We start from the raw sequence: 17,544 nt of genomic DNA on the forward strand, positions 1-17,544 counted from the left end.
CCAGTAGCTTATCATCTAAGCCTGTACGAGGAGGGTCAACTATCAATGCATCTGCTCGGTAGCCATCACATTAGAACATAAAAAGAGAGGTTGAACCTCTCTAAATTTATTTTCCTTCACTCATTTTTGATTTTACTTCATCATAAGATAGTGCATGGGATTCCTCTTCTACTGTCTCAGGCATTTTCCCTGTTTCGTAAAGAGATTTAATCTGTGTACTATCTAATGTTTCGTATTTCAACAATGCTTCTGCAATCAACTTATGAGTTTCACGATTTGATTGGATAATTTCAGCAGCTTTGTTTCGTGCCTCATTTAATAATGAACGAACTTCCTCATCAATCTCATAGGCTGTTTGCTCTGAAATTGATTTTTGAGGACTTTGTGCACCAAACATAGCATGATTACCTTCGTATTGAACTGGGCCAAGTTTTTCACTCATACCGTATTCAGTGACCATAGCACGCGCCATCTGTGTGGCTTGTTCAAAGTCATTTGAAGCTCCTGTAGTTTGGACATTAAAGATAATCTCTTCAGCTACACGACCACCCATCAAACCTGCCAATTGCTCTTTCATGTCTTCTTTAGATAGAAGCATTTGATCCTCTTTCGGAAGTGCAATCATGTAACCACCTGCACGTCCACGTGGTACAATGGTAACTTTATGAACAACACGGGCATTTGACAAGACTAAACCAACAATGGTATGTCCAGCCTCATGATAAGCAACCAATTCACGTTCTCTTTGTGATACTGTTTTATCTTTCTTAGACGGTCCAGCAATCACTCTGTCCTCTGCCTCATCTATATCTGAAGCATCAATAACTGACTTGTTGCGACGGGCTGCAACCAAGGCTGCTTCGTTTAGAACATTTTCTAAGTCAGCTCCCACAAAACCTGGTGTTTGTTGGGCAACTAGTTTCAAATCAACATCGTCTGCCAGAGGTTTATTTTTAGCGTGAACTTTCAAGATTGCTTCACGACCTTTAACATCAGGGCGACCAACTAAGACTTTTCTATCAAAACGTCCTGGACGGAGAAGAGCTGGATCTAGAACATCTGAACGGTTCGTCGCAGCGATAACAATGATCCCTTCATTTCCCTCAAAACCATCCATCTCAATCAAGAGTTGGTTCAAGGTTTGTTCACGTTCATCATTACCTCCACCAAGACCGACACCACGTTGGCGACCAACGGCATCAATTTCATCGATAAAGATGATGGCTGGAGCTGCTTTTTTTGCATCCTCAAAAAGAGAACGAACACGGCTTGCACCAACTCCGACAAACATTTCTACAAAATCAGAACCTGAAATACTAAAGAATGGAACACCTGCTTCCCCAGCAACTGCCTTAGCAAGTAAGGTCTTACCTGTTCCCGGAGGTCCCTCCAAAAGAACACCTGCAGGAATACGCGCACCAAGTTTTGTAAATCGTTTTGGATCTTTTAGGAATTCAACAACTTCTACTAATTCTTGTTTCTCTTCCTCAGCACCTGCAACATCTGAGAATCGTACCTTGATATCTTCTTTGTTTGCAGCTTTGGCCTTACTACGTCCAAAACTCATTGGATTTCGACCACTATTTCCTCCCATATTTCCCATCATAGAGAATAGGAAGAAGAAAAGAATAGCAAATGGCACCACAGAGACAAGGATATTGATCCACATACCGCTTGAACTCTCATGTTTGACTGTTACTTCTGCCTGATATTCAGAAGCAAGTTTTTGCAATTCTGAAACTGTTGAATCAGACGGAAGAATAGTACTTGAGAATCTTTCTACTGTTGTAGCTATAGGAGTGAAAAATTGAATTCCTGTTTCTTCTTTACTAGTCTTAGGATTTTTATAAACACCAGACACTTCAATGACGCTACCATTTGGCTGATAGGTTAATTCTTTTACATTGTCTGCTGTAATTTCTTTTACCAATTCTGTATAGTTAATTTTTTCGCTTCGCCCAGCAGTATTTCCAGAGTAAAAATACTGGAATCCTGTCACTAGGAAGAAGATAATTAACAAGTATAGAAATGGATTTCTAACTAAACCATTATTTTGTTTTTTCATTAAAGATAAATCTTTCTAATTTGAATAAACTTCTTCTTTCAATACTCCGACATAAGGAAGGTTACGATAATTTTCTTTGTAATCTAGACCATAACCTACTACAAACTCATTTGGAATAGTAAAGCAAGTATAATCCACTTCAATTTCAACAACACGTCCTTCTGGTTTATCTAACAAAGTCGCGATTTTAACAGAAGCTGCTTCTCTTGCAATAAACATATCTCTCAAACTCTTCAAAGTTTGACCCGTATCAATGATATCCTCTACAAATAAAACATGTCTTCCTTTGATATCTTGAGTCACGTCTTGCTTGATATTGATGACACCACTACTTGATGTTCCACCATGGTAACTAGATACCATCATGAAGTCCATCTCGATATGCGTATCAATATGTTTGACCAATTCAGCCATAAAAGGAATTGATCCTTTCAGAATTCCAATAAGAATTGGATTTTTCCCCTCATATTCTTTTGTTAGTTGCGCACCTAGCTTTTTAGCTGCTTCTGTAATTTCATCATGTGAAACGAGGATTTTTTTAATATCGTGTTCTAACATCTTTTTACCTATCTATTTTTTCTATATAAATCACAGTGTTCATTATATCATTTTTCGTGTTTTTACTCAAATCACTGGTCGCAATTCCTGAAATTGAGACAATTTCTCCAAATTGCTCAATAATAGGGGTTGTTTTTCGTTTTTCAATAGGGATTTTCAAATCTATAAATAAACGTCTCAGTTTCTTTCGATGACCATTCAGGGTAATAACATCGCCAGGTTTTCGACATCTAATATGTACAGATGTTTCCCGTGAAACCGTTACTTTTTGAACAAAATCCCCTTCAATAGGAATGCCAAAGGAAAATAAATAGCCCATATATCGAACTTGATTTTGATAGTGTAACACAAGTTCATCTTCCTTTTCATCGGCCTGAGGACTGATTTTACAAACTCGAAAATTCTGATACTCTTTTATCAATTCATAGCCATTTTTAAGAGAATGACGATACTGGCTTTTCCTTGCTAAAATCTGTCGAACTTCATCAAACTGAGCCTTCGTCAGATTTAAGTCTGGGAATTGATTAAGATAGTTCTGGAGCAAGATTCCTTGAGTTTGTTGAGAGTATGAAAATAGCTCATTCAAATCTTCCACATCAATTTGTTTCGAAAGCTCCGTTATTGTTGCTTGGTAATCTGAAATTTCCCTTCCTAAATCTAAAAGGGATGATTTAAGACGAGGATTTTCTTTTTCAAGTTCTGGTAAATACCTATTCCGAACGCGATTGCGAAAATAGGTATTTTCCTGATTTGTTTGATCTTCGAAATGAAAAATTGGTGGAAAATCCTTTTTATGAAAAGGCAATAAGGGACGGATGATTTCAATTCCATCAACCACTTGACTTTCTTTTATTCCTGTTAAATGACGGAGCCGACTTCCTCGAATCAAACGCATCAAAATCGTTTCAACTTGGTCATCTGCATGGTGGGCAGTAACCAAGGCAGTTGCTCCAACCTCTTTCATGATTTTCCTAAAAAAATCATAACGAAACTCTCGAGCACGCGCTTCTGAAAAGTCTCCTGAAAAGCTTGTGATATAAATAGAAAGTTCAGCTACATCAGCTAACTTCCTTAGTTCATTTTCCTCCCAGTCAGACTCCCTTCTCTGCTTGTGATTGACATGTGCTAAAATCAACTCAATTCCCAACTCTTTTTGGTAAGTAGACAATAGATGGTATAAAAACATCGAATCCAGTCCACCAGACAGAGCTAATAAGACTTTCGAATGTTTTTTGAAATACTCTTTTCGGAGAAAATGATTTAAAAAATCCTGGTCCCTCATTTTAGAACCTCATAGACATCCTTAGCTATCTTAGCAATAGTATCATAATCAGAATTTTTGGTGAAAATGGAAAGAACAAAAGGAGAATCCGTATAAACAATGGCAGTGTCATGTTTAAACTCATCGGCATCTCCAATTTTATGAGCTACCTTAACCGAAACACCTTTTGCGATTCGTTGATTGTCAAAATCGGTCTTACCTAGAGACTCTAGGACAAAACCATTCTGATTATAAATAGCTTCCATGACCTTTCCAGCCATTTTTGAAGAAGTTAGTTTATCATTCACATCCCAATCTTCGCCCATAATGGTGGACATTTTTTCTTTGAAAGCCCCGTCAGATTGATTGGTCACGTAATAACCTAAAATATTATGAGCAACATTATCAGACTCTTTTGTTACCTTGGTAATTAACTGTTGAAGACTGTAATCTTTGTTGTCTTCTTTTTTAGGTAAGCTACCACTACCTTCTGGTTTATAGGAACCAGGAAAACTATTTACTTCTGGGATATACTTGAAGCTGCTGTCTAGCGTATATTCCCCTTGATTTATCTTATCTTGAGCGTAATAAAGGTAGGCTAGTTTCAAGATGCTAGCTGCATAGAGTTTGCTGTCTTCATTCACCCCAGCCTCTTTACCTGTACTCAGTTGTTTAACATAAATAGAATAATTTTCATTCTGATAGTTGTTTGATAAAACTTCTTGAACCTTCTGGATGCGATTGTCTTCTTCTGAGGTGAACTCTTTTGATACCCATCCAACTTGATCGATATGAAGAAATTCTTGTCCCTCAGCAAAGAGAGCTCTATCCACCGTTACGCGTTGATAGGGAGAGAGGGATGAAGAAATTTCTTTAGTGTCATAAGGGCTGTTATAGATAACAAACCCCTGCTCCAACCATACTTGTCTATTTTGAGTTTGAACTTGACTTTGATCATAGATCAAACGCTTATCTGCAGGGATAAACTGGTGATTATCTAATTTAAAAACAGGAACACCTTGTCTATTCAAACGCCATTCTACTATTTTAAAGGCGGTTCCAGGAGTCAATTTACCAGACTCCTTGACAAGATCCTCATTAGCATAGACTGCTGTTTCTCCGTATACCATTGGGGATTCCAGAGTTTCTTTATAGTAGAATCCATAATCAGACTCAGTTAGATAATAAATTTCTTGTGAAGAGTAAGGAAGCTGTTTTTCTGTGCTAACTACTCTTGAGGTTATGATAAAAGCAGGTAGCAATAAAACTACTAAGAACTTACGCATTCTTCTCTTCCCTTTCTTCTTGTAATCGTAATAAATGGTTTTTAGCTGCCAATTCCTCTAATTTTTCATCTGATAAACTTAAAAATTGCTCAACAACTTCCAATAAATTTTCCATGACATTACCTCGGAAGCAAATCAGGAATTGTGTAAATTGCTTCTCGTTTCTTTGAGTAATAGTACTTGGCGCGTGCATATTTTGCTACATAGTCTTCATCTTTCAACTTTGCAGCAAAAGCAGATTCCTTATCCTTTTCGTCACTAAGAGTTTGGTACTGCTCTTTCAACTCTGTCAATTGCTGACGGCGTTGCAGTAACTGATCATAGCTTTGGGCCAAGTTATAAGTTGGTAAAATAAACAACAAGATCATCAAAATAAGGACCCAACCCATAAAACGATTCCTCTTTTGTCTCTCCTTCATCAGGTAACGACGACGTTGATGTTCATTTTGAATAAAAGAATTATTCATCTGTACAATATTTTTAGACATTTTCTTCTACCCGTGTTTCACTGAGAATTTCATACATACCTGCTGCGTCTTCTTTTTTTGTACTATCTTTCATTTCTAGTACTTTAACAAGCAACAACTTATTTCCAAAGCGAATTTCAACTTGGTCATCAACTTTCAAATCCGTTGAACTTTTGGCCAAGATTCCGTTCACCTTGATTCTACCTTTATCTGCTACTTCTTTTGCGACTGTGCGGCGCTTAATAATTCGTGATACTTTTAAATACTTGTCTAATCTCATTTTTATTACCTCAAATTATTATTGTACCATTTTTATCCTTTTTATAGAAGAAAAATGTTAAATGGGATTTGCTTCCTTTGATTCTTTTATCTCTAATAAACTTTCTCCAAAAATCAGCAAACCTTCTAAAATTTCATAATCCTTCTTGTTTCGGACATCAAATACAACTTCCATTAATCCCTTATTCTCAGCTATGGCTGCTTTTAAGTTCGTTGCGGATAAGGCTTTAAAATAATCTTGAGCCAAGAATAGTCGTTGAGTGACTTTTTCAAATTGAACTGCAATCTTATTTTCTTTTCTTTCCACACGTTCCACAAAGACCCTGTCCAAGTATGATTTGACTAAACCAATCTCTAAAAGATAGGCCACTACGTCTGGGTATTCTCCAAAGCGGTCCATCAACTCTTCTTGTAGTTCTTCATAGTTGACACGATTGTCAATTTGACGAATTTTCTTGTAAATTTCAATCTTATGTCGTTGGTCAGAAATATAAGTATCAGGAAGATAAGCATCAATTTGTAAAATCAACTCAGCATTTCCTTTGATTCTTTTATTCCCATTACCGTTCCGTTTAGCAATAGCTTCCTCTAATAACTGTGAATACAATTCAAAACCAACAGAATCAATGAAACCTGATTGGGATTTTCCTAGAAGATTTCCTGCTCCACGAATCGAAAGATCTCGCATCGCAATCTTAAATCCAGAGCCTAATTCCGTAAATCCCTTAATCGCTTCTAATCTCTTTTCAGAGACTTCACTGATTGATTTTTCTGGACGATACATAAGATAGGCATAAGCAATACGATTGCTACGACCGACTCTCCCTCTTAATTGATATAAGGTTGACAAGCCCATGTGGTCTGCATTTTCAATAAATAAGGTATTGGCATTTGGAATATCTACCCCTGTCTCAATAATAGTAGTCGTCACCAAAATATCATACTGACCTTCAATAAAGTCCAGTAGAGTATTTTCTAACTGAATTTCACTCATTTGTCCATGAACATACCCAATCGAAGCTTCTGGAATCAACTCCTGTAATTCTGAAACCTTCTGGTCAATCGTGTCAACTTTGTTGTAAAGATAGTAAACTTGACCTCCACGCTCCATTTCACGCAAGACAGCATCACGAATGACACTATCATTCTTCTCTAATACATAGGTTTGCACTGGATAACGATTGGTCGGAGGTGTTTCAATAACAGACAAATCTCTGATTCCCAACATAGACATATGAAGAGTACGTGGTATTGGAGTAGCTGTCAATGTTAAGACATCCACTTGTTTCTTCAGTTCTTTCAATGTTTCCTTATGCTTAACACCAAATCGTTGCTCTTCATCAATAATCATCAAGCCTAGATCTGAAAAGACAACATCTTTTGACAAAACACGATGCGTTCCAATCAAAATATCGACTTGACCATTCTTTAATTTTTCAAGTGTCTCTGCCTGCTCTTTTTTACTTCTAAAGCGACTCAACACATCAATATTAACAGCAAAATTTTGGAATCTTTCCTTAAAATTCGTATAGTGTTGTTGTGCTAACACCGTCGTCGGAACTAGAACAACAACCTGTTTGTGATCATTGACAGCCTTAAATGCTGCACGCATTGCAACTTCAGTCTTTCCAAAACCAACATCCCCAACTAAAAGTCGATCCATGGGATGAGAATCCTGCATATCTCTCTTAATTTCCTCAATACTACGAAGTTGATCATCCGTTTCAACATAAGGGAAAGCATCATCAAAAGCATGTTGCTCATCATCATCAGCTGAAAAAGCAAAGCCTTTCAATTGACTGCGTTCAGAATACAGTTTGATTAAATCGTCAGCTATATCCTCGACCTGGTTCTTAACTTTTTGCTTGGCCTTTTTGAAATGACCATCATTTAATTTATTAAGTTTTGGAGGTTTCCCATCACTTGAAACATATTTGGACAGTAACTGAATCTGCTCTACTGGGATGGAGATTTGATCCCCATTTTGATATTGAACACTGACATAATCACGGTGAATCCCTTTTATTTCAATTGTTTCAATGCCTAGATATTGACCAATTCCATGAATATGGTGAACAACATAGTCCCCTTTTTCAACTTCATTATAATCTTTTAATCGCTCTGCATTTGACGTATGTTGTCTTCGAAAACGACGTTTTAATTTCTTTTGAAAAATCTCATGTTCAGTAATCAAGAGAATTTTCTCATCCACAAAATGAAAACCATGTCTTAAATTACCTTCGATTAAGTTTACAGATTCTTTACAGATACTTGACTTATCCCTGAAATCCAATTTAATCTGGTATTCCTCTAAAACATCCTCCAATGTTTTACTTCCCATTGAATTGCTAGACTGCAAGATAATAGTGTAGTTCATTTTTTTGTATCTCTCAATTTCTTCTTTTAGAAAAGAAAATTGATTGAAAAATTCCTGCATAGGATATTGATTAAATTGATAAATGTGATCAAACTTGAGGTTTCCTAAACCTTTTTGCAGATTAGAGAAAAAGGTAACTGGACTTTGTTTTTTATAGGTTTGCTCTGTATCTGCAAAATACTGCATCTCAGAAAATGATTTACCATTCTGTAAATCTTCTGTAAAGTATTGCGCTAATTCTCTTTCAAAGGCTTCATACTGATTCATCAATTTTTGGTAATCATCAAAAAACACTGGTGTATCTTTTTCAATATAATCAAATATAGTCCATGTTTTATCGTAACATAAAGATAAAAACTTTCGACTATCTGAATGTACTTGTTTTTGATGAAAACTTGACAAAATTTCTTCTAGATAGGATTTCAAAATCGGCGATAGAGTCTTCGAAATTTGCTTTTCTAAAGCAGACTGACCTCGTAGATAGTCCTTTTCCCTCAAGAGCATATCACTAGCTGGAAAGATAGTGAGTTCTGTTTGATTTTCTTTTGATAATTGTGTTTCGACTTCAAAAGTCCGAATTCCATCTACTTCATCACCAAAAAACTCGATTCGGAAAGGTTCTAACTGAGACATCTCAAAAATATCTAAAATATCTCCTCGAATACTAAACTCCCCTTGGGTCTGTACTTGTGTAACTTTTCGATAACCGATTACCTTTAATTTGTGAAGAAGGTCATGTTGATCATATTCTTCACCAACTGCAATCCTTATAATACTTTCTTTAAATCCAGTTGGAGAAGGTAAAATCAAGCGACTTGCTGCGATATTACAAACTAAAATCCCTTTCTTAGACGGATTACTCAAAAAACGCAAGGCCTCAACCCGCGAAATGATTTTTTCTTGTGAAGACATCAAAAACTCTACCATAGGAGAGTCATCTACCAAAAATGGATAGACAAATTCCTCTCCTAAGAGAGAAAGAAGATCACTGATAATTCTTTCTGCTTCTCCATAAGTTGAAGTCAGTAACACAATCTTATTTTCTTTTTCTAGACTGCTTGCAATTGCAAGAGCCTTGGTAGACGTTGATAAACCAAGTATTAGTTGTCTTTTCTTATTTATCAGATTTTGATGCCATTTTTTTATCTGGTCATTTTCTGAGAATAAATCTAATAAAGTCACCATTTAACCATTATACCTCTGCATTGTTTTCTCAAAATTTTTCTCTTGTAAATAGTAGTTTACAGCATCGTCAACCTTGTCAATAGACTGTAAAATACCCACATAGTCATCCTGATCAAACTTACTTAAAACATGATGAACAACCGACATGCTTTTTTTAGGTCTTCCAATACCTATTTTAACACGGTTAAATACTTGAGTTCCAATATGTTGAATAATAGACTTGATACCATTATGACCACCTGCTGAGCCCTTTGCTCTTAAACGAATTTTTCCAACTTCCATGTCAAGGTCGTCGTAAATAACGAGTAAATCTTCAATATCCAAACCATAGTAAGTCAATAAAGCATGGACCGCTTTTCCGCTTTCATTCATAAAGGTCGTTGGTTTGACAAGATAAATTTTTTCACCATTAAGAAAAAAAGATGCTAGGTCAGCTTGAAATATCTTATCATGTGTAAAAGTGACATTTTGTTTTTTAGCTAATTGGTCAATCAACATAAATCCAACGTTGTGCTTGGTTTCAAAATATTTATCCCCTGGATTTCCCAATCCAACAAGTAATTTGGTCATTTATTTTTCCTTTCAAAAGCCAAAAGGGTTGGAATTTTTTTCCAACCTAATTGATACTATTCATTAATTTTTTTAGACATTAAAGCGGAATTCCATGATATCGCCATCTTGAACGATATATTCTTTTCCTTCTTCACGCAAGCGCCCAGCTTCTTTTACAGCCTTTTCAGATCCATATTTCACTAGATCCTCATATGACATGGTTACTGCACGAATAAAACCTTTTTCGAAGTCTGAATGGATAATACCAGCTGCTTGAGGAGCTTTCATACCACGCTTAAAGGTCCAAGCGCGAACTTCTTTTTCACCAGCTGTAAAGTAAGTTCCAAGTCCAAGTAAGTGGTAAGCAGCTCGAGTCAACTTATCAACACCTGATTCTGTCAAGCCAAGTGCTTCAAGAAACTCTTGTTTATCTTCATCATCTAACTCAGAAATTTCTTCTTCAGCACGCGCGGAAATAACAACTACCTCTGCATTTTCTGTCGCTGCAAATTCTCGAATTTGTTTAACATAGTCTATAGAATCTGGATCTGAAACGACATCCTCATCCACATTAGCAACATAAAGAACTGGTTTAGTGGTTAAAAGGAAGAGACCTTTGACAACCTTTTGTTCCTCATCTGTAAATTCAATAGTTCGAGCTGATTTTCCATCCTCAAGGACTGGTTTAATCTTTTGAAGAACGTTAAACTCTGCTACTGATTCTTTATCTTTTTGCGTACGTGCCATCTTTTCTACACGCGCGTAGCGTTTATTAACTGATTCTAAGTCAGCAAGAATCAATTCTAGGTTAATGGTATCAATATCTGCAAGTGGATCCACAAAGGCGTCTTCACGTCCTTGCTCGCGCATCACATTTTCATCATCAAAAGCACGAACTACGTGAACAATCGCGTCTACTTCACGGATATTGGCCAAGAATTTATTACCTAGACCTTCTCCTTTTGAAGCTCCTTTTACAATCCCTGCAATATCTGTAAACTCAAAGGTTGTTGGAACTGTCTTTTTAGGAGTAATCATTTCCGTTAGTTTTTGTAGGCGTTCATCTGGAACTTCCACCATCCCAACGTTTGGATCAATAGTCGCAAATGGGTAGTTTGCCGCCTCTGCTCCTGCTTTTGTAATTGCATTAAAAAGGGTTGATTTACCAACGTTTGGCAAACCAACGATACCTGCTGTTAAAGCCATAGTTTCTCATTCTCCGTTCTCATTTCAATCCCTAACATTATAACACAAAAAGGGAAAACTTGCTAACCCTCTAACTAAGGGTTCTTAGTCAATAATCTTATTCATTTTTCGTTCAAAATCATAGCGACTCATCATAACAAGGTGGTCACAATTGCTACATTTGATTTTGATATCTGCCCCTACGCGTGTAATTTCCCAACGATTAGCTTTTTTACCTGTTGATTTAATTGTGCAAGCATGTGGTTTTTTCATCTCAACAAAATTTCCAACTTGATACATACTACTCTCCTTTTCTGTTTTGATTATATCATAAAAGAGGCGAGCCAGGCTCAACCTCTTTCACTTAATTTGTTCGAACTGGTGTGATAAGCTGCATGAAATCTTCGTCAGTATCTGCTGGCACAAGAGTAAATGGACGAACTGCTGAGATAAAGCTAATGGTCACCTTCTCGCTATTTAAAGCCTTGAGGGAATCAATCAAGTAAGTTGGGTTAAAACTAATAGTCAAATCATCACCAGTCACATGCTCCGTATCGATTTCTTCGTTTACTTTACCAACTTCTGGAGAGTGAACATGGGCGCTAACAACTCCACCTTTAATTTCAAGTTTCACAGTACCATTTTGAGTCGCACTTGATAAGAGACGTGCACGCTCCATAGATTGACGCAAATTAACCACATCAAAAGTAATTGTAGTGTTAAAGTCTGTTGGAATCAAGCGATCTGTATCAGGATAATTACCTTCTAGGAGACGAGTGTAGAAGCTAATATTTTCGCTTCTAAAGAGGATTTGATTATTTGCAAAGAAAATCTCTACAGTTTCAATATCATCTGTAAATACCGCTGAAAATTCGCGGAGAGAGCGGCTAGGAATCACCACATCGAAATCATCTCCATTTTTTTCAAGAGTCAATTTCTTCTGGCTAAGGCGGTGTGAGTCTGTCGCAACTGTTTTTAGTTCCTTGTGTTGGCTCAATACGAAGTGGACACCTGTTAAGATGGGACGACTTTCTTGCGTACTTGCAGCAAATGCTGTTTCATTGATAATTTTCTTGAGTAGTTTTGTTTCAAGAACCAAAGGTGTGCTAGCTGAAATTTCTTGGATACGAGGATACTGTTCGCTATCTTTTCCTTTTAGAGTAATTTCTGATTTACCACTTGTTAAGACAATTTGTTTTTGTTCAATCTCTTTGAAATCTAGCGTTACATCTGGAAGACTGGATACAACATTGATAAAGAAAGAAGCTTCAAGAAGAATCGAACCCAGAGAAGTTATCAAGAGACCAGCATCTTCATTCTTTTGAGAAATGAAATTTTCAATAGAAATTTGACCGTTTGATCCAATTAAAGTAATTCCTTCATTGGTAACGTCAATTTTGATTGTTGATAAAATTGGAATAGCATTTTTAGAGCTGATTGCTCGTTTTGTAGTATTTAAGGCTTGTAGAAATATATTTTTATTAATTGAAAAATGAATCATGGATTCTCCTTTATTTATTTTTAGTATTAGAAAGTTAATAGTAATAATAGAGTGTGTGAATTCTGTGGAAAACTGAGTGCTATTTAGTAAACTTAAGCTTCTAAGCTTGTTTAAAAAATGTGGATAAAAAAGATAAGAAAGGAAAACTTATCCACAAGCTACTTAATTTTCTTTTTGATTGCTTCTATTTCTAAACGTAAATTATCGTCTTCGTCAATCAATGATTTGATTTTAGCATGGGCATGAATAACGGTGGTGTGATCCTTTCCGCCAAATTCTTTTCCAATTTTTGGAAGACTGTTATCTGTCAGTTCTCTAGCTAGATACATAGCAACCTGACGTGCTAAAACGATGTTCTGAACTCGTCTCGTACCTTTCATTTCTTTAACACTCACTCCATAAAAATTACCAACTTCAGTTTGGATTTTCTCAATTGGAATAACAAGTATCTGGCGGGCGTCTTGCTTACGTGCTCTAATAGCTTCCGCAGCAATATCAATAGTAATATCCTTAATCTTCTTCACTCTGGCAATTAAAGTGATATCGTTGATTGCTCCTTCCAATTCTCTAACATTTGAATCAAATTGGCCAGCCAAGTATTCTAGAGTATCACTTTGGAAATGGTAATCTAAGTGCTCTGTTTTACTTTGAAGAATGGCGATACGTGTCTCAAAGTCAGGAGGAGTGATATTTTGCGTCAATCCCCAGCTAAAGCGTGTAACAAGTCTCTCTTCAAGTCCTTCTAGGTGTTTAGGACTTCGATCACTGGTTAGGACAATCTGTTTCTGCTTATCATGAAGAGCATTGAAGGTATTGAAAAATTCTTCCTGGGTCGCGACTTTTTTGCCACTGAGAGATTGGATATCATCGATCAATAAGAGATCAAGGCTACGGTAAGTCTTTTTGAAATTTTCCATTTCCCCAAGTCGCAAGTGTTCAAGAAAGTCATTGATAAAGCTTTCGGCAGGAATGTACTTGACACGCGCATCAGGAATATTTTTCAAAATCTCATTTCCAATCGCATTGAGCAAGTGAGTCTTTCCAAGACCAGGTCCTCCATAGATAAAAAGAGGATTATAAGTCAGAGCTAAATCTTCAGATACAGCTAGTGCAGCAGACACTGCCCAAACATTCCCATCACCTTGAATAAAGTTATCAAAGGTATATTTTTCTTTTAACCCTGTTTCGGAATAGGGAATCGTTGGTAGTGCAGGTGTGTAATCGTAAGTAGAGACACTATTCGTATCATTTACTTGAGGAGATTCTGTGCTCTGAGGTTTAGTGAAAATATAGTGAGGTTTGATTTCAGAATCATAAATTTCAAAACCAGCAGCAATAATAATATCTTTTAATTGCTTTTCCCACACCATTTCCATCTCTGATCTCGGTAGAAATATAGTAGCTGTGTTTTCTTCTACTTTGATGAGTTCAGCAGGTGTAGCATAGAAATCATACATAGATCGTGTCAATCTTTCTTGAGCAAATTCTAAAATACGATTCCAAAATTGCTTTTCTTTCAACTAATTTTCCTCCTTTACTATGATTTTAGTAGTTTAGTGCTAGACTTATTTTACCATAGATAGTAGGATTTTTCCACAGATTGGGGAAAAGAATCCACAATGTTAGTAGTATTTATCCACAGGTTGGGGATAAATAGGAAAATCCTTGATTTAATAGGGTTATTGATAAAAAAATTGGTGGATAAATTTGTGGGTTGAGAAAATAAAAGAACAGCCTTATTTCAGGCTGTTAATAATTCTATCGTATTCTTCTTGACTTGAAAAGGAGATAATAATCTTTCCAGTATCTTTTTTTGAAAGTTTAATTTCTACACTTAAACCGAGTAGTTTTTTTAATTTATCTTCTTCGTCTTTGATGAAAGAATCACTTTTTTTTTGCTTCTTTTGTTTTTTCTCTGTAAGAAGTGCTTCTAACTTTCTCACAGAAATATCTTCATTTTTGATTAGTTGGAAGAAATAGTCTTGCTGCTCTTTGTCTAAACCAACTAGAGAACGTGCATGCGCTTGAGAAATTTTTCCATTTTCTACTTCAACTAAGATATATTCTGGTAGGGAAAGTAAACGAATAAAATTAGTGATATAAGGACGAGATTTCCCCATTTTATCCGCTATCTCAGTGTGAGTAAATCCTTTTTCTACTAAAGATTCGTAGGCGCGTGCTTCTTCAACAGGATTTAAATTTTCTCTCTGCAAATTCTCAATGATTGACTGGATCATCATTTCCTGATCTGAGAGGTGCTTTACAACGGCTGGAATAGAGGTCAGACCAGCCAAGAGAGAAGCCCGATATCGTCTCTCTCCTGCAAGGATTTCATAACCAATTACAGGAGATTGACGAACGATGATTGGTTGGATGAGCCCATTTTCTTTGATTGACTGAGCTAATTCCTTTAGTTTATCTGTATCAAATTCTTTTCGAGGTTGGTAAGGATTCTTTTGTATTTCAGAGATAGAAATCATTTCAAATTTTTCCATGATTCTACACTAACATATCTTTTACTTTCTGTAAAGTTTTCTTTACACTGATGTCAATTAAGACTCTAAATCACCAGAATTCTTATCTAGTTTAATTGAAGTTGTTTCCTCCTTACCGTTACGGTAGTAGGTTATTTTGATAGTATCTCCAATAGCATGATTGTAAAGAGCATGTTGTAGGTCTGTTGATGAGGCAATCTCTTTGTCGTCAACTTTGGTAATGACATCGTATTTTTGAAGATGTCCATTTGCTGGCATATTGTTTTGAACAGATCGAACAACTACACCTGAAGTGAGGCCACTTGGAATGTTAAGTTTTCTAAGATCACTAGCTCCAACATTTGACAGATTGACCATTTGAATTCCAAGAGCAGGACGAGTCACTTTACCATCACTTTCAAGCTGTTTAATGATATTTTGTGCATCGTTTGAAGGAATTGCAAAACCAAGACCTTCTACAGATGTTCCACCATTACTTGCAATTTTACTTGATGTAATACCAATTACTTGTCCTTGAATATTTACAAGTGGACCACCAGAGTTACCAGGGTTAATGGCCGTATCTGTTTGAATGGCTTTTGTTGAAATAGCTTGACCATCTTCAGATTTTAGAGAAACATTTCGATTAAGACTTGAAACAATCCCCTGTGTAACTGTATTAGCATATTCTGAACCTAGAGGACTACCGATAGCAATCGCTGTTTCTCCAACACTAAGTTGACTTGAATCCCCAAATTCTGCCACTGTTGTAACTTTTTCTGAAGAAATTTTAACGACAGCAATATCAGAGAAGGTATCAGATCCGACAATTTCACCAGGAACCTTGGTACCATCTGCTAAGCGGATATCAACTTTTGAAGCTCCATTGATAACGTGAGTATTGGTTACAAGATAGGCATCTTTATCATCCTTTTTATAGATAACACCTGATCCCTCACTTGCGATTTGTTGATTGTCTGAATCAGAATTAGTTTCATCAGCATTAAATACACTACTTTGTCTACTGCTAGAAGAAGAATAAGTAATGATTGAGACAACAGCATCCTTAACTTTATTTACTGCTTGAGTGGTTGAATTTTCATTCTTATAGGATGTTTGAGTGACAGTGCCAGAATTATTATTTGTAGCTTGATTTCCTTGTTTTTGATAAAGTTGTAATGTTACGAAACTTCCTAAGGCACCGCTTAAAAATCCGATTAGAATGATTACGAGAATTTTAACTCCTTTTTTGTAAAATTTTTGTAAGTGTTTCATATACGCCTCCGTTTGTTATTTATTTACTCAGATTATAAACCTATTAACTTAATCCAAACTTAAAAGCTTAAAGTTTTACACAAGTTGTGGATAACTCACTTTATTCTGTGAATTCACTAGTATTTTTGAATGATTTTTGTGTGTATAAGATGTGAAATGAAGTGTGGATATGATAGAATAGAAGAATGAAAATAAAAATTGTAACAGTGGGAAAATTAAAAGAAAAATACCTTAAAGATGGTATTGCTGAATATACCAAACGAATTTCACGTTTCGCCAAATTAGAAATGATTGAGCTCACTGATGAGAAGACACCTGACAAAGCCAGTGAATTAGAAAATCAAAAAATCTTGGAAACAGAAGGTGAAAGAATTCTTTCTAAGGTTGGAGAAAGAGACTTTGTCGTTGTACTAGCCATTGAAGGAAAAACACTCTCCTCAGAGGAATTTAGTAAGCAACTAGAGCAAGCTTCTATCAAAGGATATTCAACACTTACTTTTATCATTGGAGGAAGTTTGGGTCTAGCTCCTGTTGTAAAAAATAGGGCCAATCTTTCTGTCAGTTTTGGCCATCTGACATTACCACATCAGTTAATGAGATTGGTTTTAGTTGAACAAATTTACCGTGCTTTTACAATTCAACAGGGTTCTCCTTACCACAAATAGAAGATTGACTTAGCTCTTGTTTTTTGATAGAATGGTCATGTTAGGTCTCATAGCTCAGCTGGATAGAGCATTCGCCTTCTAAGCGAACGGTCGCAGGTTCGAATCCTGCTGGGATCAATTTTAGATGCGAAGCTGGGGTAAATCCCAGCTTTTTTCTTAAAAAAGTGCGTTTCAGGTGCAAAAATGTACAGTTGGGAAGAATTTTTTCTTACATGGTCTTCATTTTGTATAATAGGTGTGTAAGCTAACTTACAAGAAAAAATAATACAGGAGATTTCATTATGAAAAATACAGTAAAGTTGGAACAATTTAAAGAAGTAACAGAGGCAGAATTGCAGGAGATTCGAGGTGGAGATAAAAGACTACCTTACTTTTTTAAACATCTTTTTTCAAATAGGACAAAGTAGTAATATT

17 protein-coding genes and 1 tRNA gene are annotated in these 17,544 nt (G+C 36.1%); 3 read left to right on the forward strand and 15 right to left on the reverse strand.

The genetic code is table 11. The features are described 5' to 3' along the window. Positions 1–106: 106 nt before the first annotated feature. The 15 genes from ftsH to AB2B49_RS00075 form a co-directional block, all read right to left on the reverse strand. Positions 107–2,065: an ATP-dependent zinc metalloprotease FtsH gene (ftsH, locus tag AB2B49_RS00005; RefSeq protein WP_320691814.1), complete on the reverse strand. Its 1,959-nt coding sequence runs from the start codon at positions 2,063–2,065 to the stop codon at positions 107–109. 15 nt (positions 2,066–2,080) lie between these two features. Next, positions 2,081–2,623 carry a hypoxanthine phosphoribosyltransferase gene (gene hpt / locus AB2B49_RS00010; protein ID WP_049505000.1) on the reverse strand — a complete coding sequence of 181 codons (543 nt, stop codon included), beginning with the start codon at positions 2,621–2,623 and terminating at the stop codon, positions 2,081–2,083. 4 nt (positions 2,624–2,627) lie between these two features. Next, positions 2,628–3,905: a tRNA lysidine(34) synthetase TilS gene (gene tilS, locus AB2B49_RS00015; protein WP_049505002.1), complete on the reverse strand. Its 1,278-nt coding sequence runs from the start codon at positions 3,903–3,905 to the stop codon at positions 2,628–2,630. Further along, a complete protein-coding gene (locus AB2B49_RS00020) occupies positions 3,902–5,170 on the reverse strand; it encodes a serine hydrolase (RefSeq protein WP_049505003.1) in 1,269 nt (422 codons plus the stop codon). The genes tilS and AB2B49_RS00020 overlap by 4 nt, the downstream gene beginning before the upstream one ends. After that, a complete protein-coding gene (locus AB2B49_RS00025) occupies positions 5,163–5,285 on the reverse strand; it encodes an SP_0009 family protein (protein WP_000429343.1) in 123 nt (40 codons plus the stop codon). The genes AB2B49_RS00020 and AB2B49_RS00025 overlap by 8 nt, the downstream gene beginning before the upstream one ends. 4 nt (positions 5,286–5,289) lie before the next feature. Beyond that, the gene (locus AB2B49_RS00030) at positions 5,290–5,658 is read right to left on the reverse strand and encodes a septum formation initiator family protein (RefSeq protein ID WP_000041922.1); all 369 of its coding nucleotides are present in this window, start codon (positions 5,656–5,658) and stop codon (positions 5,290–5,292) included. Beyond that, on the reverse strand, positions 5,651–5,917 hold the full coding sequence (locus AB2B49_RS00035; RefSeq protein WP_001234975.1) for an RNA-binding S4 domain-containing protein: 267 nt from the start codon (positions 5,915–5,917) through the stop codon (positions 5,651–5,653). The genes AB2B49_RS00030 and AB2B49_RS00035 overlap by 8 nt, the downstream gene beginning before the upstream one ends. 57 nt (positions 5,918–5,974) lie before the next feature. Beyond that, a complete protein-coding gene (gene mfd, locus AB2B49_RS00040) occupies positions 5,975–9,478 on the reverse strand; it encodes a transcription-repair coupling factor (protein WP_254734084.1) in 3,504 nt (1,167 codons plus the stop codon). Continuing rightward, entirely contained in the window at positions 9,479–10,048 is a 570-nt protein-coding gene (gene pth, locus AB2B49_RS00045) for an aminoacyl-tRNA hydrolase (RefSeq protein WP_049505007.1), read from the reverse strand. It abuts the gene before it with no gap. Between the two features lie 72 nt (positions 10,049–10,120). Beyond that, positions 10,121–11,236 carry a redox-regulated ATPase YchF gene (gene ychF, locus AB2B49_RS00050; protein WP_001218700.1) on the reverse strand — a complete coding sequence of 372 codons (1,116 nt, stop codon included), beginning with the start codon at positions 11,234–11,236 and terminating at the stop codon, positions 10,121–10,123. A gap of 84 nt (positions 11,237–11,320) precedes the next feature. After that, positions 11,321–11,515, reverse strand: coding sequence for a DUF951 domain-containing protein (locus tag AB2B49_RS00055; protein WP_000285184.1), 195 nt, complete (start codon positions 11,513–11,515; stop codon positions 11,321–11,323). A gap of 64 nt (positions 11,516–11,579) precedes the next feature. Continuing rightward, positions 11,580–12,716, reverse strand: coding sequence for a DNA polymerase III subunit beta (gene dnaN, locus AB2B49_RS00060; protein ID WP_049505008.1), 1,137 nt, complete (start codon positions 12,714–12,716; stop codon positions 11,580–11,582). 158 nt (positions 12,717–12,874) lie between these two features. Continuing rightward, a complete protein-coding gene (gene dnaA / locus AB2B49_RS00065; RefSeq protein WP_061421574.1) occupies positions 12,875–14,236 on the reverse strand; it encodes a chromosomal replication initiator protein DnaA in 1,362 nt (453 codons plus the stop codon). Positions 14,237–14,452: 216 nt separating this feature from the next. Then, on the reverse strand, positions 14,453–15,211 hold the full coding sequence (locus tag AB2B49_RS00070; RefSeq protein WP_049505012.1) for a ParB/RepB/Spo0J family partition protein: 759 nt from the start codon (positions 15,209–15,211) through the stop codon (positions 14,453–14,455). A gap of 57 nt (positions 15,212–15,268) precedes the next feature. Beyond that, the gene (locus AB2B49_RS00075) at positions 15,269–16,465 is read right to left on the reverse strand and encodes a S1C family serine protease (protein WP_049505014.1); all 1,197 of its coding nucleotides are present in this window, start codon (positions 16,463–16,465) and stop codon (positions 15,269–15,271) included. A 185-nt stretch (positions 16,466–16,650) separates the two neighbouring features. Here AB2B49_RS00075 and rlmH point away from each other — a divergent pair, with 185 nt between their 5' ends. From rlmH to comC, 3 genes are all read left to right on the forward strand, one after another. Then, positions 16,651–17,130, forward strand: coding sequence for a 23S rRNA (pseudouridine(1915)-N(3))-methyltransferase RlmH (gene rlmH, locus AB2B49_RS00080; RefSeq protein ID WP_049505015.1), 480 nt, complete (start codon positions 16,651–16,653; stop codon positions 17,128–17,130). Between the two features lie 43 nt (positions 17,131–17,173). Next, positions 17,174–17,247, forward strand: a tRNA-Arg gene (locus AB2B49_RS00085). A gap of 164 nt (positions 17,248–17,411) precedes the next feature. Further along, the gene (gene comC / locus AB2B49_RS00090; protein ID WP_008282505.1) at positions 17,412–17,537 is read left to right on the forward strand and encodes a competence-stimulating peptide ComC; all 126 of its coding nucleotides are present in this window, start codon (positions 17,412–17,414) and stop codon (positions 17,535–17,537) included. Positions 17,538–17,544 lie beyond the last annotated feature (7 nt).

Origin of the sequence: Streptococcus jiangnanensis, from assembly GCF_040888325.1 — a bacterium.
GTDB lineage: Bacteria > Bacillota > Bacilli > Lactobacillales > Streptococcaceae > Streptococcus > Streptococcus jiangnanensis.

Excerpts from the sequence above, each read along its gene's own strand:
- pth (WP_049505007.1), bottom strand. The coding sequence starts at position 10,048 with ATGACCAAATTACTTGTTGGATTGGGAAATCCAGGGGATAAATATTTT.
- ftsH (WP_320691814.1), bottom strand. The coding sequence starts at position 2,065 with ATGAAAAAACAAAATAATGGTTTAGTTAGAAATCCATTTCTATACTTG.
- tilS (WP_049505002.1), bottom strand. The coding sequence starts at position 3,905 with ATGAGGGACCAGGATTTTTTAAATCATTTTCTCCGAAAAGAGTATTTC.
- AB2B49_RS00030 (WP_000041922.1), bottom strand. The coding sequence starts at position 5,658 with ATGTCTAAAAATATTGTACAGATGAATAATTCTTTTATTCAAAATGAA.
- comC (WP_008282505.1), top strand. The coding sequence starts at position 17,412 with ATGAAAAATACAGTAAAGTTGGAACAATTTAAAGAAGTAACAGAGGCA.
- dnaN (WP_049505008.1), bottom strand. The coding sequence starts at position 12,716 with ATGATTCATTTTTCAATTAATAAAAATATATTTCTACAAGCCTTAAAT.
- AB2B49_RS00055 (WP_000285184.1), bottom strand. The coding sequence starts at position 11,515 with ATGTATCAAGTTGGAAATTTTGTTGAGATGAAAAAACCACATGCTTGC.
- AB2B49_RS00035 (WP_001234975.1), bottom strand. The coding sequence starts at position 5,917 with ATGAGATTAGACAAGTATTTAAAAGTATCACGAATTATTAAGCGCCGC.
- rlmH (WP_049505015.1), top strand. The coding sequence starts at position 16,651 with ATGAAAATAAAAATTGTAACAGTGGGAAAATTAAAAGAAAAATACCTT.
- AB2B49_RS00020 (WP_049505003.1), bottom strand. The coding sequence starts at position 5,170 with ATGCGTAAGTTCTTAGTAGTTTTATTGCTACCTGCTTTTATCATAACC.
- AB2B49_RS00070 (WP_049505012.1), bottom strand. The coding sequence starts at position 15,211 with ATGGAAAAATTTGAAATGATTTCTATCTCTGAAATACAAAAGAATCCT.
- AB2B49_RS00025 (WP_000429343.1), bottom strand. The coding sequence starts at position 5,285 with ATGGAAAATTTATTGGAAGTTGTTGAGCAATTTTTAAGTTTATCAGAT.
- mfd (WP_254734084.1), bottom strand. The coding sequence starts at position 9,478 with ATGGTGACTTTATTAGATTTATTCTCAGAAAATGACCAGATAAAAAAA.
- ychF (WP_001218700.1), bottom strand. The coding sequence starts at position 11,236 with ATGGCTTTAACAGCAGGTATCGTTGGTTTGCCAAACGTTGGTAAATCA.
- hpt (WP_049505000.1), bottom strand. The coding sequence starts at position 2,623 with ATGTTAGAACACGATATTAAAAAAATCCTCGTTTCACATGATGAAATT.
- AB2B49_RS00075 (WP_049505014.1), bottom strand. The coding sequence starts at position 16,465 with ATGAAACACTTACAAAAATTTTACAAAAAAGGAGTTAAAATTCTCGTA.